Origin of the sequence: Bacteroides sp. LFL-34, assembly GCF_027257075.1 — a bacterium.
Taxonomy (GTDB): Bacteria; Bacteroidota; Bacteroidia; order Bacteroidales; family Bacteroidaceae; genus Bacteroides; species Bacteroides ovatus.
On record NZ_JAPQKZ010000017.1, the window covers coordinates 99,948 to 122,035 of the forward strand.

A 22,088-nucleotide genomic window follows, 5' to 3' on the forward strand; every position below is an offset into this window, starting at 1 on the left:
TTGACAATGCAGTCCTTTACAGAAATATCCAATGTATAGGCTGTTAGGCTGACTGATATGAGTAACATATGTGAATCGCTACACCATCGTAATAAAGAAATAGCTTACGGATATTTATAAGCTATAGCCAAAAGGTGGGTAGTCAGGATAGTCTTTTGGGAATGTAAGGCTACACGGACATCATACTGGCGGTGGAGGGGCGGGCTCTAAGTCGGGCGTCAGTTACTTGTACGGAACTTGGTAAACCCGTATTTCTCCTGTCTATGTCAGGCAGGTAAGCCAATTGCAAGAAAAGCCGAATGTGGTGCGGGTAAAGGATTGCGGAGAAAGTGAATGATTCTGTGTAATGCGGAGGATAGAGGTTTAAACATCACCCCATGCGAAATCAGGCAGACTTCCGCAGGGTAATTCTTTGTGAAACGATTGTAGAACTTTAATAAAATGAAGAAACTGCAAATGAGCAAGGCAAAAGCCGAGTGTGCATCTTTAACCGTACGAAACACGACATGAAAAGATATCGATTCTTCCAAATATGAGCGTAAAGTGAGAAAACTGCAGGTCCGAATAGCAAAGGCCCACAAAGAAAAGAGGTACAACAAGGTAAAGGCCTTACGGTACCTACTTGCCACTTCCTACGAAGCCAAGGCATTGGCGATAAGGAAAGTAACTTCCAATAAAGGTAAACGTACGGCAGGGGTTGACCATATGAAGTGGGACACTGATGCCAAGAAAATAGAAGCTATATGTTTATTGAAAAGGAGAGGATATAAGGCCTTCCCGCTGAGGAAGGTCAACATAGCCAAAGCAAATGGCAAGACAAGATCTTTGGGAATACCAACCATGAAGGACAGAGCCGTGCAGGATATATCTTATGGCTTTAGAACTTATAACTGAAAGTGAAGCGGATGCGAACTCATATGGGTTCAGAAAGTTTAGAAGTACTGCGGATGCAATAGACGCACTTCATAGATGGTTGAGTAGAGACTGTTTACCACAATGGATACTGGAAGGTGACATTAAGGGTTGTTTTGATCATATTAATCATGAATGGCTTCTCAACAATGTGTAGATTGACAGGCTGGTATTAAGGAGATGGCTGAAAAGCGGAGTAGTATTTAATTGCAAAGTATCAATAGATACGCTACACTTTTTCTTTTCGTTGGCAAATCTTAATCCGTATCTTCGTTGCATGAAAGAAGATATACGGATGCGCCAAAAATGGCTTGAGCTATACGTCGAAACGGGTTCTGTGACAAAAACTGCCCTTCGGTGCGGGATTACCCGTTCCACGTTATACCGTTGGATAAATTGCGAGAAAGAACAAGGCAAGTCGGAATTGTCCGATAAGTCTAAACATTCATCAAGACTTGCCAATATGAAGATAACACCTGAAATTGAAACCATTATCCTTAATCTGTGCGTGAGACAAGAAGATGGGGAGCGCAACGGATTGCCAACTATCTGCTTAGGAAGAGAATAAAGCTCTCAGGCATGACGGTGTGGCGTGTGTTGAAAAGCATCAGGTCAAAGCTGTTGTGAAACGTTGCGAGAAATTTATTTCTTCTTCCAGCCGATTTTTTCCATCGGCAACATCCGGATAACCATATACCCCCGCCGTTGTTCATAGCGGCAGGAAAAACATGCCTGACGGCGATACGTGACGCACGGCACTCAAACCCTCTATTCCAACGTGAAACTGACCGCAGAGAGGGATGCCGCCACGGGCGACCTCGTGTGGAAGTCCAAGGACAACACGACACTTGTGGGGGGATTGTCGGATGAGCACTACTACCTCTACTATCCCTACTAAACGGATATGAGCGGAAAGACTGCCACTCCCACAGGCTCAGCCTTGACCGACACGGAATTCTTCGCCCCGTTGGTTTCCGCTTGGCAGCCTCAGGGCGACCAAAGTACTCATGCGGCATATACCGCCTCCGACTTGATGACTGCCGAAGGCTCCGCAACGACAGGGGAAGACAACACCCTCCACCTCTCTTTCACCATGAACCATCGTATGGCATTGGCCGTCATCGAGATGCCGAATACCGTTAAATACAAGTTTACCGACGAGAGGATTCCTGATTACGCCGTGTCACCCGCCACTACATTCTCTGGCATTGCCCAGCCGCTGCGCGTGAACGATGGTACATACCGCTACTTGGTGAATCACGCGACTCCCGCACCGACTATCGAAGGACATTATGACGAGGGAAGCAAGGAGTTCACCATAACCCCGTCCGGCCTTTCTACCGGCAGTTACAAGAGATACAAGGTGGACGGCGCGGTGACAACTGTAAAGGACTACACGATGCAACGGGGAGATTACCTGCTCGCCGACGGCAACCTGCTGCCTAAGGGTACTACCCTGACCGAGGAGCAGAAGGCAAGCGTGGCGGCCATCGTCTTCTGGACACCGGCAGAGACCAATCCTGAAGGACGGATCACGCCGGCGTCTCTGGATTTCGACAAGATTATGGTGAAAGAACATCCCAATTGCACCCATGGCCTTGCCGTGTCGATTAAAGATGCTCCGGGCAACGTCTCGTGGCAAAACGTTAACGACTGGGTGGCGGATTTTCAAAGAGGAACAGATTTCAATCCTGTCGATAAGGATGAGTACGTAAACATTGCCACTGGTTTCGATGCGACCGGCAACATAAACAGGATACTCGGTTACCAGAACACGAAAGTGCTGTGGGCGTATAACGGATATTGCAAGACAAACGGCAAAACCGATGCCTTGGTCAATCCTGCTGAGGTCCTGAAAACATTTATCGCAAATAATCCAGCCCCGGCAAACAGCACCGGATGGTTCTTGCCGTCGGTAAAGGAACTGCACATGCTATGTTATAAGGATGTCGATAATATTGCGTACACACGGGACAACACAGAGACGAGGGATATAGTCGAAGTCTCCATCTCCGCCGTTGGCGGTGACGCATTGTCACCGCGCAATAACCATAAACGTTTCTGGTCTTCTTCGGAGAGCCCCAGTAATAAGAATGGCGCTTTTAGCGTGTATTTCTACAATGCCTTCGCACAGCTCAGCGAAAAGGACGGCGCACTCAATGTGCGTGCCGTGTGCGCTTTCTAACCACATAAAACAAAGAAAAATAACGATGTGAAAGGAACAGGATATTCCGGACGATGGATGCGCATCAGCGGCTGGTAGCCGATGTTGATGCTCGCGGGCGGGCTACTCGTCTCTTGCGGCAAGATGGAAACGGGAGAATCTACTACACGTTTACCCGATGGCAAGTACCCATTGCGACTGACAGCGGAGGTGGCGCAACCGCACCCCCGTGCCGGCGGCAAGGAGATAGGAGTGATGCTGGATGGCATGCTCAGCCTCCAAAGGTACGTAATGGACGCCTCGGGCAATACTGTCCCAAAGGATGCTGAAAACACCATTTACCGGAAGAGCACTACCGAGACATGTGTCACGGCACGGACTCCGAATGCCGATATCGACCAAAGTGGCGGGTATGCCGGCTTCGGCCTTCTATACGTCACCGTAGTGGGAGGTTATGACCAAGCCGTCAGCCTCCGTTTCAACCACCGCATGGCAAAAGTAGAGTTCACGCTCATGGCGGGCGAAGGTGTCACGGAGGAAAAACGAATGAAATAGACGTGGTGCAGACGGTGCCGGGCAACACCTGGATTGATGGCGGCGAGGAGAATGTGGCGGTAGCCAAAACAATACACTACACTGCCGATGAAGTGAAGGCTGGGGACTACATCTATTCGGGCAGGAGCACTTCGGACGGCGGACTGCGCAAACGCTATCCCAATGGGAAAGCTCAGGTCATCGCAGACCCGAAGCCGCAATCCGTAGCGGGCAAGACGGTCGCCGGTGTCGTCTTCTGTATACCGAAAGACACTGACCCCACAGGCAGACTAACCCCAGCCCGACTTACTGATGATAAGATTATGATGAAAGATTTTCCGAATGCCGAAATTTGGAATTATATAGTCAACCCATCCCTCGTCGCTGCCGGCGGTCCGACGCCAATTTATACCACCTCTTACTGGTCGTCTACGGAGGCATATTATAGCCCTAACAATGCATATGCCATACACTTTCCAGATGCCACTCTGGAAAGTAATGATAAGTACTTATAAAGTTAGGTTTCTGGCCGTGTGCGCTTTTTAATCACATTAAAGAAAGAAACTGTAGCAAAGCATTCTACATTCGATTCCGGCGGCGGTGCTCCTATCGCTTGCCGCCTGTACGCAAGAAGAGCTCCCGGGCAACCAAGACAAGGCGCAGCAACTTACTTTCTCCATTACCGATGGTGGATATACGTCGGCTGTTCGCAAAACCACCCGTACTGTGGAGAATGGCTGCCAAACCAAGTTTTCCGAAGGCGGGGCCTGCGGCCTATACGTGGTGCGGGGCACTCAAACAGTCTATTCCAACGTGAAACTGACAGCCGAGAGGGATGCCGACACGGGCGGTCTCGTATGGAAAACTGAAAGTCCGACACCGCTCACAGGCGGGCTGTTGGACGAACACTATTATTTCTACTATCCCTATCAGGCACGAGCCTCAATACTGGGGCAGGGCGGCTGTTCGCCTTCATCATTACGGTGAACGAGTTAACCGTGCCCGGCTTGTCGGTGCGGAGCGAAACATACACCATCTCCGACAATAAGACCTGCCATATCCTGGAGTCTGTCTGCCCGTGATGTTATCCTCTCATCGAATTCCTGTACTCACTCGGGCTCATTCCATAGTACTTCCTGAACACCTCCCTGAAATATCTGACATCGGAGAACCCCGAGTCATCCGAGATTTCCGTTATCGAACAGTCTTTTTCCCTGAGCAGTTGTGCCGCATATTGCAGCCGCATGGAGCGGATATAGTCAGCCGGGGCATGGCCGGTGAGCGCCTTCAACTTGTTGAAAAATCCGGTGCGGCTCATGTTCTGCATGCCACAGAGCATGTCCACACAGAAACCGGGGTTGTCGATATTCTTCATGACACATTCCCTTACGGAGGCCATGAATTTCCAGTCCCGGGTATTGTGGCAGTCCGGCGGAACCTGTCCGACTCCGTCCTCAAGACCGGCGTATGCCCGTTTGAGCAGTGCCCGGTTTGCCAGTATGTTCCTGATATTCGCCCTGAGCACGTTTATGCTAAACGGTTTGGTGATATAGGCGTCAGCTCCGTTTTCCAGCCCCTCCAGCATGTCCTTCTCATCTCCCAAGGCGGTCAGCAGCATGACCGGGATATGGGATGTCTCAATATCGGATTTGACGGACGCGCAAAGTTCGTCCCCTCCCATTTCAGGCATCATAACGTCCGAAAGTATCAGGTCCGGATTGTATTCTCTCGCCACAAGCAGCGCGTCCCGTCCGTTGGAACAGGTTTGGACCAGGTATTCCTCTTTCAGCAGCCCCTCAAGGTAGGTCCGCAAATCGTCATTGTCCTCCACAATAAGAATACGCTGCCGGTCCCCGCCGGTCATTGTTGGAAGGATCTCACGCATGGGGCCGCAATCCGGTCCCATGCGGGTTTCCCCGGTATCCTGTTTCCTGGGCGAAGCAACGGGGCATGCCTTGTCAAGGCGTCTGCTCCTCAGGGGAAAAATAACACATACCATGGTCCCCTTCCCCTCGGTACTGGTAACGCGGACCCTGCCTCCGTGCAGCCTTACCAGCCTATGTACCATCATCAGTCCGACACCGTTTCCCGCCACTTGCAGATTGACGGCATTACTGCCCCTGAAATGGTTCCTGAACAGTTTCTTCCGTTCCTCAGGTGGAATGCCAATCCCCGTGTCTTCCACTTCCACACCCCATACATGCCGGTCCGCGAAGGCACGGACCTGGATACTCCCGCCCCGTGGAGTGTACTTCAGTGCGTTGGACAGTATATTCTTCAATATAGAGTCCATTTTGTCCTTGTCAAACCGGACATTCAGGTAAGGGAAGCCGCTCTCACGGGTGATATCGATGTCCCTGATGGAGGCATATGTGCGGAATGCCTCACAGGTCGTCTCCAGATAACTGTTGAGCTCATATTCCGAGACATGAAGTCTCAAGGTGTAGTTGTCCGTACTCTCGAAATCTATCAGGCTGGTGACCAATCCCAGAAGTCCGTCCACGCTTTTCAGGGCCATCCGTACATTGTCCATCCCCTCCGCCTTCACCATGTCTTTCTCCACCACCTCTTCCAGCGGAGCCTTGATCAGCGTAAGCGGAGTACGGACATCATGGGCAGTATGTATGAAGAAGCACGTCTTTTCGTCTGATATCCTTTTCTGCCTGCGCAACATGGCAACGCGAAAAGACACCACCCCAGCCAACACACACAATGACGCATATCCGGCAATGGCCCATGTACCCGCCCACAGCGGCCGGGCGACACTCAGACCGAGGCTTCTTTCCTCATACACCTTGTATTTCTCCTCATTGGAGACGGCACGGATACGCAGGGTGTAGTTGCCTGGGGGCAGGCTCGTGAACTGTATCCGCCCGCTCTGGACCGGATGGCTCCAGCCCTCGTAGAGCCCCTCCAATTTCCATGAATATAGGATGTTCGAGGGATAGTCGTAGTTGATGGAGACAGCTTCCAGGGAGAAGGTATTCTGGTCATATGCAAGTTCCAGCCTGACGGTATTGTCAATATCCTCCCTCAAGGGGGATCCCTTGTCCCCGGGATAGACGGGGCGGTAGGAGATCATGAAATCCCGCAGGAGCATCCGAGAAAAATGCGGGGCGGGTATCCTCATGTCGGAGGGGAACATGACGGCTCCGGTGTTACTCCCGAACACGAAGCTTTCCCCGTGCCGGAAAGTGGATACCCCGGCATTGAGGCATACGCTTGCCAGCCCTTGTTCTGCCGTCCAGTTTCTGAAAGTGCCGCTCTCACGCCGGAACAGGGCCACGCTGTTTTCGGTCCCCAGTAGCAGGGTGCCGTCCGCACGGGGGACAATGGTATGGATGTTATTGGATATCAGGGCGCAGTTCTCGGTCTGGTATTGGCGGACGAACCTGTCCTCCACGCTGTCATAGACGAGAAGTCCCGCCCCGCCGGTGCCGATATACAGGAGCCCGTCCGGTGCCTGGTACAGTGCATAGACATGAACCGCCTCGACTGGAAAGGCGATATGTCTGCAGGTCCCCCCGTGCCCGTCAAGCAGGTACAACCCCATGCCGGTACCGATCCACATCCATTCCGGAGCCTTCTCCAGTATGGCGGTGATGGGGCCCGGGACCGGGTACAGGCGTACTGTGCCGTCATGGGGATCGAAACGTTTGAGATTGTGGCAGCCCCCTGTCCATATACATCCTCCGGAATCTTTTCCGATGTCATTGATATACTGGTCTGGACGCCCCTCTGCTGCAAAGGAGGGGGGAAAGTATTCCACCCTCCCGGTTTTCTTTTCGATCCTGTACAGGCCCGAAGCGTACCCGCCGGCGCAGATGACACCCGGCGAGACCTCGCAGAGCGTCAGGAAGATATGGTTCCCGCCATCCTGTATCCCATCGGACCGGCTGAGAAAGGAGCGCCACCGTCCTACCGCAGGCTGCAGCAGGCTGATCCCGTTGCTGGTGGCGAACCACAAGTCGCCTTCGCTGTCTTCGATGACATCATGCACCTGATCGTTAACCAGCGACCGGCTGTTGCCCGGTGAGTGCCGGAACCATTCATAGCTCTGGTAGCGGTTATTCCGGATTGTGACTCCGGCGGGGTAGTTGGCAAGCCAGATACGGTCCCCGCCATCCACATAAATGTCATTGATATTGTCTCCGTTCATGCCGTTGTGGCTGGCGTAGTCGGCGGTTATATAGGGTTTGGGCACTAGCGAGTCCATATCCATCCTGTATACCCCCCTTCCGCCCGTGGCTATCAGCAGCTCCCGGTCATTGAGAGGGGTGATCCGGTTGACGGCCACATTCCGCAGCGTACTGCCTGCGGACACTCCGTATACAAGTATGCCCTTCCTGAAGGTTCCCACGAACAGTTTCTTCGAACCGGGGTGGTAGTAGAGTTCGCTGACCGGCGTCCGGATGCTGTCCGTGTCCGCAAGCGCCTCAAGGACACCGTCCCTTTCCCGTACCGGAAAAAGTCCGTTCACGGTACCGATGAAAAGGTTTGTACCGTCCGTCTCGCTGATAGCGGTTATATCACCTCTTAAACGGGAGACCAGCCGCTGCGCAATGCCTGTGCGGGTGTCATAGCGGATGATATGGTCACCCTGACAGAGCCATATGCGGTCCCCACGGTCCATATAGGCGTAACAGAGCATGCCCGTGGCGAAGTCATCCTGAAGACCGGGTATCCTGTATACCATCCGGAAACGGTCATGGAGGGTGTCGTAATGGAAAATACGGCCTTTCCTTCCCACAACCCACAGCGTGTTCTCCGTGTCGGTGTAGAGCCAGTTCAGATTGACTTGCGGGGCCACCTTCAGATTGCCGTCAAGAACAGTGTAATGCCTGATCCGCTTGCCGTCATAACGGTCCATCCCCTCCTGGGTGAGGAACCACATGTATCCCCTCCCGTCTTTTTGGATACGGTAAATCCTCCGGTTACTCAATCCGTCCTCTATTCCCAAGTATTTATATATCTGGGCTCCGCACATGGAGGAAATTCCCAGCATGAGGAATGCGGACAGTATTCTTCCCATATTCCGAACACGTGTCATTCTGATGTAAATTAGACAACAACTGTTGCAAATATATAAAAATATAAATTAATATACAAATTTAAACATAACCTCGGATGTCGGCATCAGGCGGTATGTCCTCAATGTCATGTACCCCGGAAAATAGCTGCATACGGGACCGGCCCATGATATGAACATATTCCGAGAGGCGGTTGTTCAATTGACCCGACGGAATTATGGCTTGCCGGGCTCGGGACTGTCCGCAAGGGTACGTTGGTCCGGTGTGCGGAATACCATCCATACCTCCGGTCCGAATTTATATCCGCGGGTGGTACAGGTGCCGGTCGAGGTTTGGCAGCCCCCAATAAAGCGGGCCGAATTGTTTGTAAGCACTCTTACCCTCATGCCCGATTTATAGATAATCTTCCAACAGTAAGAAGTTATAATTCGCATTTAAGAACAATGGCGGGCATTTCTTGTTAATATTATAATCATATAAAAGAGGCGCATCCGTTAGTGCCAGATTTGTTCACCACTTTCATCGTTGCGTATCGTATTGCGAGTTGTCCGTATCAGATGTTTATCCCCTCTTTCTTAAGACTTCCTGAGAACTGCCTGGGAAAGGACGGCTTTCCGCATTGCGACTTCATCCACAGCCCTTGGCGGTATAGCCATGCCTTTCACGGGGACTACGGTTGATTCATGCGACACAGCAGATTCCGGTGCTATAACAGGGTTGCCTACATACTTGTGCCTCTTTTCAGCTTGCTGTCCAGATCCGAGTTGCGCACTTTACCCGCAGGTTGGACGGTTGTACATAACAATATTGATCTTTTTGGGGGCTAAAAGTCGAATATCCCCTTAAAGTAAGCGCCTGAGTAAGTACATCTTCTACAGTTCATTTTCCCTCCTTACTTTTGCTGCAAAAAAAATAATATCCTATGATGCAGCGACGTAAACACATGATGAGCAGAGAAAAATTTATCTCCGTTCTTTTCCGTCAGCAGCAGAGTGGTTTGTCCATTGCTGATTTTTGTGAGAATGAAGGTTATAGCCGTAGTAGATTCTATCTTTGGAAACAAAAATACGGTATAACGGAGCGGGAGTTATTGGCAGAAGCCTCCCGCTTAGGGGTTAAAGACAGCTTTGTCCCCATAGTAATCAATGGCGACACGCCATCCCCCGGTATATCTCACGAGGCTCCCCTGCCATCTCCCCAGCCTAGCGTCCCCTTTCCCTTGAAAGGAAAGGACAGCTCTGAAATATCCTTGGAATTACCCAACGGATTGAAGTTGAAGTTTAAAGGGTCTTCCGGCTGTGAAGCTGCCCTGAATCTGATCTCTAAAATATATAATGCCAATGTTCTGCCTAAATGACAGCATGAGATATTTCCTGTGCCCCGGTTATACGGACATGAGGAAAGGTATGTTCACTCTTTGCGGCCTTGTGCATGAGAGGATGGGAGGCGACATCAGAAGTGGGGAGGTATTCATTTTCTACAACCGTTTCCGGACCAAGATAAAATTGCTCCATGCCGAACCGGGCGGTCTGGTCCTTTATGAGAAACTGCTTGAAGAAGGCACCTTCAAGATACCCGCCTATAATCCTGCCACCCGTTCTTACCCCATGACCTGGAGTGACCTGGTCGTTATGGTGGAAGGCATCAATGAAGATGTCAGCAAAGGCAGGCAAAGACGGCTTTCCAATTTGAAAAAGCATTGGTAAAACAGTTGTAAACAAACAGCTTGAAGGCTTGTTTTTCTTGTTGTTTTTGACTATCTTTATATCATCAAAAAAAAGATATTGAATGGCAAAAGAAGATGCAACCGGACAAGCTGTGGAACCCTCAATGGAGCAGCTGCTGGATATCAACCGTAAACAGAGTGAGATCATCTCAGCCCAGGCAAGGACCATAGAAGAACTCCGGGGTACGATAGTTGAGTTGAACGCCTCCCTGGCATGGCTGAAGAGGAAGGTGTTCGGAAAGATGAGTGAGAAATGCAAGCCTGTCGATAACGGAGACCCGAAGCTCCCTTTTGACTATGGCGACCTGGAACAGATAGAGGCGGAAATCGAAGATGCCCGGAGCAGGGCGGCTGAACAGATTACCGTCCCCAAGTCCCGGGCCGCCAATAAAACGCCGCGCCGTAACCGGGTCGTCATGGATAACCTTCCGGTTGTAACAGTCGTCATCGAACCGGAGAATGTCGATTTAAGCAGATACGTCAAGATAGGCGAGGAACATACCAGGACCCTTGAGATGAAACCCGGCTACCTCTATGTGAAAGACACGGTACGTCCCACATACGCCCTGAAAAATGAAATGGAGGCCGTTGATAACGGAGAAAAGGCTGTAATAACCGCTCCCATGCCACTGATGCCCATATATAAAGGTATGCCAGGGGCTTCCATGCTCGCTGAGGTCCTTTTACAGAAATACGAATATCATGTCCCGTTCTACCGACAAGTGAAACAGCTGGAACATCTGGGTGTGAAACTGTCCAAAAACACATTGGACGGCTGGTTCAGACCGGTCTGCGAGCTTCTCAGGCCACTTTATCTGGAACTCAGGAAGAAAGTACTGGCCGCAGATTACTTCCAGGTTGACGAGACCACGCTTCCGGTTATAAACCACGACAGGCATAAAGCCGTAAAAGAATACATCTGGATAGTCCGAGCGGCTGTGCCGCGTCTGCCTTCTTCCATTACGACAACGGATCGCGTTCACAAAAAGTTGCGGTCAGGCTTTTGAAAAACTTCAAAGGATATCTCCAAAGTGACGGCCATCCCATTTATGACGCCTTTGAGGATGGGGAGGACGTATGTCTGTGTGGGTGTCTCGCGCATATCCGCAGACATATAGAGCTGTGCAAGGAAGAAAATCTGGAATATGCCATGCAGGGACTCAAATTTATCCAGGATATGTATAATGTGGAATACATGGCGGATAAACAGGAACTCCCGTATGAAGGACGTGCTGAATTACGCCAACGTCTATCCAAGCCGATGCTTGACAGCTTTGAACTCTGGCTTAAAAACACATACCCTAAAGTTCTAAAACGAAGTCTTATGGGAAAAGCCATAGCCTATGCCTACTCCCTGCTGCCAAGAATGAAACCGTATCTCCATGACGGAAGAATTTTCATTGACAACAATCGCTGTGAGAATGCCCTGAGGCCACTGGTCATATCAAGAAAGAACATGCTGTTCTGCGGAAACCACGAAGCGGCTGAGAATACGGCTATAATCTGTTCCTTGCTTGGCTCATGTAAGGAACGTGGTGTCAACCCCAGAGAGTGGCTGAATGATGTGATCAGTAAACTCCCCTATTATCTGGCTCCCAAATCAGACAGAGACCTGAAGGAACTGCTACCGGATGTATGGAGAAAATAATCAGGACAGTTCCGGGAAAATGCAGGAAAAAACGGGAAAAAGCGAGACTGACACTCAATGACAACCCTGAGATAAGTTGGTATATGGAAATTGAGATGCACTTACAATGGAGTGCATCCCACTGAAAAATTGAATGCACAAGATGTAGTTGAGCAGTCGCTTACCCCTTAAAAACAAGGAGCTGACGCATGTGTACAGCCCCTTATTTTTTGTATAGCCCGGCCTCCTCTGGCATATTGCCGTTGCTTCCATCTGTAACAAGCAAAATCAGAATCTATATGCGGAACTTTTTGTTCCCGTAGCTGAGAAAGTCCTTCGTGGCATATTTCACACTGAATGGTCCGTAGTCACCGAGAGCCGAATGCGCAATTTGCTTGTCCGGTTCTGTCACATGCTCGACAGGTTCTCCCGTAGTATCAGTATCCTTGTATGACATAGGCTGCATGCTGGCGATGGCTGACCCGGTAGCCGCCGCACGCAATTTCCTGAACGCATTGGAGAGGATTCCGTCCATCATTGACCAGTACAAGGCGAAGAACGAGGTGCAGGAAAAGGAGGTCTCACAGTTGTAGGAGATAGCCGGGAAGGTATGGAAGAAGGAGGACGAACTGAAACAGTTGAAGTCCGAACTTGCAGCACTCGACCGAAAGATACAGTTGGAGCTTGAGCCGCCTACGCCCGAAGTCGCCGAAAAGGAGAATGACGGACAGGAGGTCAAACCGGATGCGGAAGGTGTACGAAACGTATCTCCACAACACACCGAAGATGTGCCGCAGATACGCAGCTCGGTGAATGAACGCAGTCCGTCTGGCAATTTTATTGCCGACCACATCATCATCGGGCGGCCGGGATTCAACGTCCGTGACGAGTGCAAACCGAAAGGTATAAAAATGTGAACGAGTGTGCGGATATATATGGCAGGATTGGGAACATACCATTCCTTTTCCTGCTTTTTCCATCAATATGACATAATGGCAAGGATACCATACAACAAGCCCTCGATTATATCAAAATAGGGTGTTGAAAGTAAATCGTCATGGCAAATCCGCCATATATTCAGTATTTTCGCTAATTTTGCATTCAAAATAGTTAGGCATAATAAAATGGAACCATCTATATACAGTTATTCACTTTGTATTGCGCTACCGTTGATGTTGTTCTTCGGCTTTTATTTTTTGTTGGCTCCAACCTCGGAAAAAGCCATTTTCAATAATTATCTGCGTTCCCGGCGAATTATGGGGGTAGCCATACTGTTACTTGCCGCCAACTATTCGGTACATTTCTTTTTTGGAATCAGGTTCAAGAATACCGATGCCGCCATCCTGATGAACCTGTCCACCTATTTTTTGTGCTACTGGTTGTTCAGTTCGGCCCTCACCACTCTGCTTGACCGCTTTTATATCACCAAACGTCGGTTACGGACGCATATCTGTCTATGGATACTGTTTTCCATCCTTTCCGGCATCGTTCTGCTGTTGTTACCAAAAGGTGGTTTACAGACAACGGTGATGTTTGCCTTGGCCGCATGGTTGGTTATCTATGGGCTGTTCTTGACCCGTAGGCTTCTCCGGGCCTATCACAGGGTCATCCGCATTTTCGATGACACCCGTGCGGACGACATCGGTGCCTATATCAAATGGCTTTCCATTTTCACCTACTGGGCTGTCACATTCGGGGTGGGATGCGGACTGCTGACATTCCTGCCTGATGAATACGTCTATATCTGGATTCTGTCATCGGTACCGTTTTACATTTATCTCTTCCTTTGCTATCTGAACTATCTGCTGTTTTACGAACAGGTGGAAAACGCGATGGAAGATGGCATGACTTCTGAAGAGGAAGACCTGTGTGACACCACAAACCGGGAACAGGCACAGAGGCAGGATACTCCTTTTTTCCATGCCGAAATAGCGAAAAAAATCAAAGGTTGTATCGATGCGGACGGTTATATCCGGCCCGGCCTTACCATAAAGGAGCTTTCAGATGTGCTTCATACCAACCGTACCTACCTGTCCGGGTACATCAAAACTACGTATGACATGTCGTTCCGCGATTGGATTATCGGACTTCGTATAGAATATGCGAAACGTCTGCTTGCGCGATATCCGAGGTTGACGGTTGCCGACATCTCCGAGAAATCCGGTTTTTTGTCACCAAGCCATTTTATAAGGCTGTTCAAGGAAAATGCGGGCTGTACCCCTAAATGGAGGAAAACAGAGGCGGAATAATACGGTGTGTTATGGATGGAGGAATAGCCCAAACGACAAAAAATAGCCTAAACTACAAAACTAAAATGTTCTAAACCACAAAGATGTGCGATTCTGACAATTGAGACAATTTTTATAGGCAAGAATCGGGCTGAATTTAAATCTTTTCGCTTATTTTGCACTTGTCGGTTGAGCCTGCGTCATCTCCAAAAAGAGTAAAACAGGGTTTTATGGGTGATTTTAACGTGTGTAAAAGAAAATGCTACCCAAATAACTTCAAATAAAGACAACTCTATTTCAAGCGGCAAATGAGTTCTACAGCTTGAATTTGAATAATACAAACAATAGGATTCTCCTTTAAAAAGTCATGAAAAAGATTCATTTACTTCATTACTTATTGTTGTGCTACATGGTTCTTGCGGTAGCTACATCGTGCGGCGATGACGAGGATGACTACGCCCCCGACAATGTAAATGATCCCGAGAAACTAACTGATCCTTTGCCTACTACCGACCAGTTAGGCGTAACACACAACAACACGCTTTATTACCTTTCGTTCTGGAGCAAAGAAGACCATATGATATCCGAGAACATGATAAACCGTTACAAGGAGGCGGTTCCTTATGCTCCGGGAAAGAAGATGGAGGTTGGCGACGCGTTCTTCTTTACCCGGCAGGACATTGACCGGATTCAGTCGGATACCGATTTGCTGGCTGACATCAAGGATATGTTCCATAAGCGGAGCATCGTGATGATGATGGAGGGAGGAACGAACGAGGATTTTAATACCGTCTGCACGTTGCTGGATTGCTATAATCCTTATGCGAAGGAAGATGAGTCTTATTCGGACGAACTGCCGCTGTGGGTATTTTCTGGACCGCTTCCGTCGGCGAGCGGATTCTATTCCAAGCTCAATGCGCTCAGTACTGCTACCGGAGCTGATGGCAAAGAATCTGTACAGACGATTAATGAATACGGGCAGGGATTTCATTGCGACATGACAAGTCAAAGTTTACAAAGAGCCCTGGAACCGAAAGCTCCGTCAAACGGTTCGTCGGATTTGAAAAACTTGATATCTGCCTATATCGTTATCGGTCAAAATAGCTATACCGCACCTCCTGTTCATGGACATGAAGGTAAAGGGACAACCGATAATTTTCAAGTAGAAGCTAAGATATGGACCGCTTATAGCAAAGACCGGAAAGAACATTTTTATTTGGTAAATCTGGGTTTTATAGCCTATGTAGAACCTTCTTTTTATGGAGAATGGCATACCAAGGTCAGTACTCTGAAAATGAAAGGGTATGGCTTTTGCCTGACTGACGTAAATTTGGAATTCGCTCCGGTTCACCCGAATGGTGCCATTATTCATGCACATTCCCCGCAAACTACAGAACGCCAGAGCTCTTATACCAGCAGTGTCTCTTTCGAGTTAGGAGGAAGTGTCAGTGTCACTGGACCAGAGATTTCAGGAGGAATAAGCATTTCCAATAGCCATACGGAAACAATAAATGATATTGAAGTTATCAATAGAACCAATCCGGCCCAAGGAAGCCCACAGCTTAGGTGGTAGTTTAATTTACGCGAACCTTCTTCACATTTTAATATGTTTTGTTACGCGTCGAGTGCTGTCAATGGAGGTGCTAAGGCCGGGATAACCACTTGTAGCTTGTCCACAGATTTTATTATTTCTGTACCTGATGGAGCTGACAACGAATGGAAAGTAAGCATGTATCCAACACTGAAAACATATTTCTTTAGTGACCTTTTTGGATTCCATGATCAATATGAAACGCTATTTGATGATGCGGCAGAAAGCTGGATTGGCATCGAAAAAGTTTTTAACTTGCCGACTGTCGATCTGAAAGATGAATGATTTGTTACGTTGATATTAATAATTTCTAAAGTTATTGGATTATGAGAAAAACATTCTTGGTGATGAGCAGGCTTATCGATTTATTTGTGGATATCTTGCCTATAGATGAGCTTGGGTTTAAACATGTCAAACTTCAATCAGAAGGGAGACCACCGTATAATCCTGCAACATTACTAAAATTGTATTTATATGGTTATAAGCACTCAATAAGATCATCAAGAAAGTTGGAACACTTCCTGTAAAGTAAATGTGGAATTATGGTGGCTATTAGGAGGCTTAATGCCCTCTTTTCGGACAATTGCTTATTTAAAAAAAAATAATGCGGAGGCTTTTAGAAAAGTCTTTAGGCAGTTTGTCCTTATGCTAAAGGATATGGGTCTGATAGAAGGCGAAACCATAGGTATAGATTCTTTCAAGATATTTGCCCAAAATAGTCTCAGAAACAATTATACACAAAAGAAGATAGACAGACATCTTGAATATATAGATAACCGTATTGAAGAATTTGAAGTAGCTTTAGATAAGACTGATAAAGAAGAAGAAAAAGAACTTCTTAAATCTAAGATTAAATTACAACAAGACAGGCGTAAGAAATACGAAACTCTTGATACGGAATTGAAGAATAGTAATGATACTCAAATAAGTCTAACAGACAAAGATTCAAGAGCATTAATGTTAACCAATAATGTATCAGGAGTTGAATATGCGGTTCAAGCAGCCTTTGATAGTAAACACAAATTATTGGTTCACTCTCATATTGGAGCATCAACTGATAAAAGAGAACTATCAACAGCGGCATTGACCGTCCAGGAACTACTACAATTAGATTCGTTCAACACACTTAGCGATGCCGGTTATACTAGCGGCGACCAACTACAAGCCTGTAAATATTCAGGAATATGTACTTATTCATCGCCTATGCCATCAACATCACCTAATTCGAATTCCATACCACTGGCTGAATTTCATTATATAAATGACGGAGATTATTATATCTGCCCTTGTGGAGAACAAATGACAACAACAGGGAAATGGAGAATCCGTCCCAATTATAGATCAAAAGTATATAAAACATCAGCTTGTGTAAATTGCTCAATAAGAGAAAAATGTACTCAAAATCAAAATGGCAGAGTAATAGAAAGAAGTGAATATCAAGATGTAATAGATGAAAATAACGCCAGAGTTATGAATCATCTGTTGCAAGGGCGCGCAGCAGACATTCGTAATGTCGCACAACTTCCGCCTCTTCACCGCCCTGACGGGAACTGCCACAGCCCCCCAAAAACAGTCCAAACAAAAAGACTAAAACAGTTGATCGTTTCATGGTGCTGTTTGTTTAATGGTTAAATTACTGGTCATGCACACAACGGACACTACCGCCCAGCAGATAATGATAACCATAATATTCATTAAACCCTGCAGGTAACCCGGCCGGACTATGAATGTCATTACCGGCACCATGCATTAAGGCCCATCTATTACGATTAACCCTATATGTGGGCGCTGTTTTTCCAGCTCCGATATCAGGATTCCAATATATTCCTGTATGTAATACAGAGGCAGGAGAATGTCGTTGAGGTGATGAATATATCATTGGAGTTTGTGTCCAGATAGCTAAAACGCCTTCTTCATATCCACCATCGGGGGCAGATATGGCTGGAAAAGACTTAGCTATTCCCGCACCGCTTTCTATCAATCGAGTAAATACAACAGGATAAGAGCCTGTTATAGACTGTATCAGATTAATAACCTCCCAAGCCGTAGGGAGTCGCCAGCCATCGGGGCAGGCACGTTGGGGAATACTGCCATAATAAATGGGTCCGACCATAGCTGGTGCCAAAGAATATGAACGAGGACGAGCAGCCATATTAGGACCTCCTTCCCTACTGGCGTCTATCATCCAACAAACACCACCATTACCCATACGGGTAGTCTGATAGTTACTGCCACCGATACGCATAAGTTTCATGGAATTTCCGAAACCACAAGCCGGTTGCTGGCTTACATGCAAACGATATTCCAATTCGTTAGCAGAATTTCCTGTTCGTATGGAAAGGACAGCACTACGCATATTCTGGGTAAAGTTCTTACTGTTTGCCGAAATAGTAACCGTGGCTGGTACTCCCGCTGTACCCGAGGTTTGGCTGAGTGAAATCCATGAAGGTTTTCCGGTTATTTGCCAATTGGTATTCTCTGTAGTTATATTTACGGGTAATGAAGCGACACCTATTTGGATATCACCGTCAAAAGCGAACACCCGTTTGTCCACCGTCAGCCGTTTGTTCCCTCGTACTATTACTTCTTCTTGTACCTCGTTCCACGGCACGATACGGCATTTAAGGGTATGGTTTCCTTTGAAAGCTTCCTCGGGAGTTTGGGCCGGCAACCCGTCCACACTTTCCACTTGTACTTTATATTCATGATTACGCAGAATATCCATCGGCACTCCCGAACCGTAGTCCTTGAAGTCGAGGCGGTAGTAACCGTCTACCGACGGCTTAGAGCCGGTGAGATACGGCTTCACGTGCATAACCAGACAAAGGTCGTCCAGCGCATTCCCGCCCGAGGGGCGGTTCTTGTTGTCCACCTCGCACAGGTAGAACGTCTTTTGTGAGCCGTTGAAAATACCGATATTCCCGGGTGACACATCGCTGTTCAATGAGGTGAATGTACCCCGTGTCTGCCGTGCCCCGACGGGTACGGTGGGAGTATTCACTTGCTTGCCCGTCACATTATAGTTGTCCGGTGCAATGCGTCCTTTTGCCCGGTAATTGTACAGCCGCAGATCGTTGTAATAATAGAAAAAGCCTTTTAGGTCGGATTCAAGAGGATTGATAAGCGTGAACTTAGCTACCGCACGTATCATCGTCACCTCTTGGGGAGCGCCAGAGGGAGAGAAACCTTCGCCCACCGCTTGGTTGGGAAGCTCGCCCCACATGGGTATGCCATTCGTAAAGTCGGGTGCGGCATCCGTTCCGACATCGAATGCCAGGCGGTTCATTACCCCCTCTTTCTGTTCTCCGAATGCAGCAGCAAGGGTATTCACCTGCTCACGGACATTGGCAAGCACCACGAGTGTCTGATGTTCGGGAGCTCCCATCAGCTGTACACGTACGGTTTGTGTGCCGATATCGTATGTACCCTGTGCACGGTAGAAGAATGTACCTTTCTTTATATTCGTAGGATCTGCAGGATCAACCTTGAATGAAAGTACATCTACAGTATTGATTCCATTTTCATCTATAGCACGTGTCAGCGGCGCACGCGTTTCGGAACTTTGCGAGGTGTTCATTTCAGCAGCCTGTTTTGAAGCACCGGTTTTAAAGTTCAGGTAAATAACGGCTGTATGTCCGTTCGCTTGCGGCACCGACTGCTCCGCATCATCACTGCAAGCGGTCGGAAGGAGCGCCGCCATTGCAATCCACAGCACAGCTGAGGCATGTCGCCTCCACAGATATGCCACACGGGTGAAACCGGATAAACCGGAAGTCTGAAATCCTATATTCATTTTTCTTCTTTTTTTAGTAATATATCTATTTTTTATATCAACTTTCTTACAAACTAAATTGCATCGGTCATATACCGTTTTACTTATTTATCGGCGAACAGACGAACGGAAAACCCGTGGTGTTTAACGTCTCTGTAGTTCGCGAACGCAGAGTACGAGTAGAAAGACACGTTCCAAGCATTGCCGAGGAGGCTGGGAAACTCCGTGCTCGACCAATACCGACCATATTCGCCTCGGGCTTCGAGCAAACCACTCGAAATGAACGTTGGGAAGGAGATATAACCGGCAGCCGGAAAAATACGAACGACAGCCTCGGAAGTATGGCTATCCCACCAAGAATCATTATTGATAGTGCTAATGTTTCCTGTAAATGCGCTGCCCAAGTAAACACAATCCACTTTCAATAGGGAAGTAAAGTCATGGTTGGCAAACGAACCCACGCGGGTGTAACGGTAAGCACAAACCATATTATTATCAGTAGCAAGAGGGAAATCGGATAGGGAAGAATCATCGATAGGATTACCGGTACCTTGTTTGAAACGCAGAGCGTAACAAACACCGTTACCCGAAGAGAAATAATCGTTGGCGAAAGTTTTTTTGATGCCACCGAACTCAATAGCCTCGTTGACATTAGAAGTATTAGTAGGGGAATCATATTGGGTATTACCGCTGTAGGAGAAAACGCCCGTCAACTCCCAGCGGGAAGGCAGGTGGTAACCATAACCGGGATGCCCCAGTTTAAAAAAGACATCATCAAAGAGCTTCTTGGCATTTGGATTGTAAGTATCATTATTCTCTCCTGTGAGCACGTACCAATTATAATAACCGGATTGGTCATTGCTATGGCTCGAAGCCCAATGAAGATTAGGGTCAGTCTGGGCTGCAGTGGGAGAAATACCCGGAGGAACGGAAGAAATGAAAGGAGAATTATAGATAGAGCCACCGGCGAGGTTATATTCGGCAACATAATCCAAAGGCGTACCGATCTGCTTAATATTGATTTTAGTATAAAGTCGTCCAGCCCGTATCTACAGATAACCATCCTTGAATCCCTTGCCATTCGTGATGGCCTGCAATTCCTCCGTAACCGGATTGGTGAGAGTGGCGCCAGCCGCCCCACTGTTTTGACTGGGTTTCAGCCATGAATTAGAAACTGAAATTGTTGTTCCGTCGGCATTATAGGCACCGACCTTCCACCCACTGGGGTAATTGGTGCGCACAGAAAATTTGTTCTGTGTGCTTGTGGCATCGTGCTTGCCTTGAAGTGTCATCGCCGTTCGGGTCACTGCCAAGAAATGCCCCGATTCATTGAACGTTATATCTGTGAATGCGTCTATCACGATGGGCACTACTACGATGTTATGGTTGGTAAAGTTGTCCGGGCTGGTTACAGCCTCGTTCAAAGTGGCAAACCCCGGCCCTTTCACTTCCTTGATGGTGAAAATATAGCGGTGGTTGCGCAGAATGGGCATGTATTTACCCTTTTCGTAAGGACTCGTGCCACCGCCCTTGATACCGTCCCATGTATAATCCATTCAGTAGTAGTATTCTCTTCCTTGATAGGCAAGATTTATAACTATACAAGGACGGCTGCCGCCGGAGATAGCCGACTGTTCATTCAAATAATAAGTGATGACATTCGGAGATGCGGTGTTTGCAGTTCCCTCAAGCGGGTGCCCGCCACTGACTGCTGGCTGCGATGTGGCAGGCAGTGTGGGAGTCATGTATCCCGACTGTGAAGCGGTGGTATTGTATGTAGCAAGATCTACCCAAACGCGTCCGTTGCCTACGGAATTGACGAAGTAAACCTTTCCCGCAGCTGTCGTGGCTCCCGAAGTTGTAGGATTGATGATATCCACCTTCGCCAGCATGCGGATAAGCGGTATTTCCTGCGCAATGGTTTGCGACACACCGGCTTTCAGTTCAAAGCCTCCCGCCGGGGCATGCTCGCCGTACATGGGTATGTATGTGCCCGTACCTTCTTGTCCGAACCTACCCACGACTTCCACTTGCTTAAGAGCATCATAGGTGGAACCGGCTGTTATATTTGCCAGTTCTGTTTGGGCATTAGCTATGAGAGCTATACGTTTGTATCTGCCCGCAATAACGGGCACAGAGAAGTATTTCGTATCCGAAGAGCCTGAAAGTGTATGCAACGAGCTGCCCAGAATATCATATTTCACCTTGACTTTCTCCGTACCGCCTTCATCGGCAAACATCAGTACGGTAATCTCTGTTATCCCTTTCTCGTCTACACCACGAGTATTCGCCGCCCGGAAATCGGGAATCCTGACAGAAAGTGTCACTTCGGCCGTCTCACCTTTGCCGGACACGGGCGGAACAGGAAGAATGAGTTCGTCTTGCCGGCACGAAAGTACGAGCGGCAGTAATAACAGGACCGACAGCAGGTTGCGGAACGGTATGATGATTGAACTACTTGGCATAATATATTGTTTTATGATTTGCATTTCATGATTGACCGG

At 48.2% G+C, this 22,088-nt stretch carries 18 protein-coding genes and 4 pseudogenes; 15 read left to right on the top strand and 7 right to left on the bottom strand.

The genetic code is table 11. The annotated features are described in order from the left end of the window. Positions 1-543 precede the first annotated feature (543 nt). From N5O98_RS12480 to N5O98_RS12510, 7 genes and pseudogenes are all read left to right on the top strand, one after another. On the top strand, positions 544-894 hold the full coding sequence (locus tag N5O98_RS12480; protein WP_004308130.1) for a reverse transcriptase N-terminal domain-containing protein: 351 nt from the start codon (positions 544-546) through the stop codon (positions 892-894). Beyond that, positions 872-1,069 carry a reverse transcriptase domain-containing protein gene (locus tag N5O98_RS12485; RefSeq protein WP_008775183.1) on the top strand — a complete coding sequence of 66 codons (198 nt, stop codon included), beginning with the start codon at positions 872-874 and terminating at the stop codon, positions 1,067-1,069. The genes N5O98_RS12480 and N5O98_RS12485 overlap by 23 nt, the downstream gene beginning before the upstream one ends. Before the next feature lie 120 nt (positions 1,070-1,189). Further along, positions 1,190-1,553, top strand: a pseudogene (locus N5O98_RS12490) (helix-turn-helix domain-containing protein); the annotation flags it as partial. A gap of 263 nt (positions 1,554-1,816) precedes the next feature. Continuing rightward, a complete protein-coding gene (locus N5O98_RS12495) occupies positions 1,817-3,097 on the top strand; it encodes a fimbrillin family protein (RefSeq protein ID WP_118161352.1) in 1,281 nt (426 codons plus the stop codon). A 189-nt stretch (positions 3,098-3,286) separates the two neighbouring features. After that, positions 3,287-3,631 carry a fimbrillin family protein gene (locus N5O98_RS12500; protein ID WP_224262686.1) on the top strand — a complete coding sequence of 115 codons (345 nt, stop codon included), beginning with the start codon at positions 3,287-3,289 and terminating at the stop codon, positions 3,629-3,631. A gap of 2 nt (positions 3,632-3,633) precedes the next feature. Further along, positions 3,634-4,125: a hypothetical protein gene (locus N5O98_RS12505; protein ID WP_004318655.1), complete on the top strand. Its 492-nt coding sequence runs from the start codon at positions 3,634-3,636 to the stop codon at positions 4,123-4,125. Positions 4,126-4,210: 85 nt separating this feature from the next. Continuing rightward, positions 4,211-4,597 carry a fimbrillin family protein gene (locus N5O98_RS12510; RefSeq protein ID WP_032855785.1) on the top strand — a complete coding sequence of 129 codons (387 nt, stop codon included), beginning with the start codon at positions 4,211-4,213 and terminating at the stop codon, positions 4,595-4,597. Positions 4,598-4,694: 97 nt separating this feature from the next. Here the strand turns inward: N5O98_RS12510 and N5O98_RS12515 are convergent, their stop codons facing one another. After that, positions 4,695-8,660 (bottom strand): hybrid sensor histidine kinase/response regulator transcription factor, encoded by a 3,966-nt coding sequence (locus tag N5O98_RS12515; RefSeq protein ID WP_004308134.1) that lies wholly within the window; start codon positions 8,658-8,660, stop codon positions 4,695-4,697. Between the two features lie 195 nt (positions 8,661-8,855). After that, positions 8,856-9,026 (bottom strand): hypothetical protein, encoded by a 171-nt coding sequence (locus N5O98_RS12520; RefSeq protein WP_008643590.1) that lies wholly within the window; start codon positions 9,024-9,026, stop codon positions 8,856-8,858. 536 nt (positions 9,027-9,562) lie between these two features. Here N5O98_RS12520 and tnpA point away from each other — a divergent pair. The 3 genes and pseudogenes from tnpA (at position 9,563) to tnpC (ending at position 12,014) form a co-directional block, all read left to right on the top strand. Beyond that, positions 9,563-9,997 (top strand): IS66 family insertion sequence element accessory protein TnpA, encoded by a 435-nt coding sequence (gene tnpA, locus N5O98_RS12525; protein WP_004308135.1) that lies wholly within the window; start codon positions 9,563-9,565, stop codon positions 9,995-9,997. A gap of 4 nt (positions 9,998-10,001) precedes the next feature. Next, complete coding sequence (tnpB, locus tag N5O98_RS12530) at positions 10,002-10,346, top strand: IS66 family insertion sequence element accessory protein TnpB (RefSeq protein WP_074759520.1); 345 nt, start codon at positions 10,002-10,004, stop codon at positions 10,344-10,346. A gap of 82 nt (positions 10,347-10,428) precedes the next feature. Further along, positions 10,429-12,014 (top strand): annotated as a pseudogene (tnpC, locus tag N5O98_RS27590) (IS66 family transposase). 274 nt (positions 12,015-12,288) lie between these two features. Here the strand turns inward: tnpC and N5O98_RS12545 are convergent. Beyond that, the gene (locus N5O98_RS12545; protein ID WP_010537621.1) at positions 12,289-12,531 is read right to left on the bottom strand and encodes a hypothetical protein; all 243 of its coding nucleotides are present in this window, start codon (positions 12,529-12,531) and stop codon (positions 12,289-12,291) included. Between N5O98_RS12545 and N5O98_RS12550 the strand changes: the two are divergent. The 5 genes and pseudogenes from N5O98_RS12550 to N5O98_RS12575 form a co-directional block, all read left to right on the top strand. Beyond that, a pseudogene (locus N5O98_RS12550) lies at positions 12,461-12,910 on the top strand (DNA methylase); the annotation flags it as partial. The gene N5O98_RS12545 and the pseudogene N5O98_RS12550 overlap by 71 nt on opposite strands. A gap of 207 nt (positions 12,911-13,117) precedes the next feature. Then, positions 13,118-14,242 carry a helix-turn-helix transcriptional regulator gene (locus N5O98_RS12555; protein WP_004318663.1) on the top strand — a complete coding sequence of 375 codons (1,125 nt, stop codon included), beginning with the start codon at positions 13,118-13,120 and terminating at the stop codon, positions 14,240-14,242. A 346-nt stretch (positions 14,243-14,588) separates the two neighbouring features. Further along, positions 14,589-15,794 (top strand): hypothetical protein, encoded by a 1,206-nt coding sequence (locus tag N5O98_RS12560; protein WP_004308143.1) that lies wholly within the window; start codon positions 14,589-14,591, stop codon positions 15,792-15,794. Between the two features lie 33 nt (positions 15,795-15,827). Next, positions 15,828-16,097: a hypothetical protein gene (locus N5O98_RS12565; RefSeq protein WP_004318665.1), complete on the top strand. Its 270-nt coding sequence runs from the start codon at positions 15,828-15,830 to the stop codon at positions 16,095-16,097. 65 nt (positions 16,098-16,162) lie between these two features. Then, a pseudogene (locus N5O98_RS12575) lies at positions 16,163-17,291 on the top strand (transposase); the annotation flags it as partial. A 154-nt stretch (positions 17,292-17,445) separates the two neighbouring features. Here the strand turns inward: N5O98_RS12575 and N5O98_RS12580 are convergent. The 4 genes from N5O98_RS12580 to N5O98_RS12595 form a co-directional block, all read right to left on the bottom strand. Continuing rightward, positions 17,446-19,605 (bottom strand): BACON domain-containing protein, encoded by a 2,160-nt coding sequence (locus N5O98_RS12580; protein WP_004308145.1) that lies wholly within the window; start codon positions 19,603-19,605, stop codon positions 17,446-17,448. 83 nt (positions 19,606-19,688) lie between these two features. Next, on the bottom strand, positions 19,689-20,579 hold the full coding sequence (locus N5O98_RS12585; protein WP_004308146.1) for a hypothetical protein: 891 nt from the start codon (positions 20,577-20,579) through the stop codon (positions 19,689-19,691). Between the two features lie 54 nt (positions 20,580-20,633). Continuing rightward, a complete protein-coding gene (locus N5O98_RS12590) occupies positions 20,634-21,140 on the bottom strand; it encodes a hypothetical protein (protein WP_004308147.1) in 507 nt (168 codons plus the stop codon). Then, complete coding sequence (locus tag N5O98_RS12595) at positions 21,141-22,049, bottom strand: fimbrial protein (RefSeq protein ID WP_004308148.1); 909 nt, start codon at positions 22,047-22,049, stop codon at positions 21,141-21,143. It lies immediately after the preceding gene. Positions 22,050-22,088: the final 39 nt, after the last annotated feature.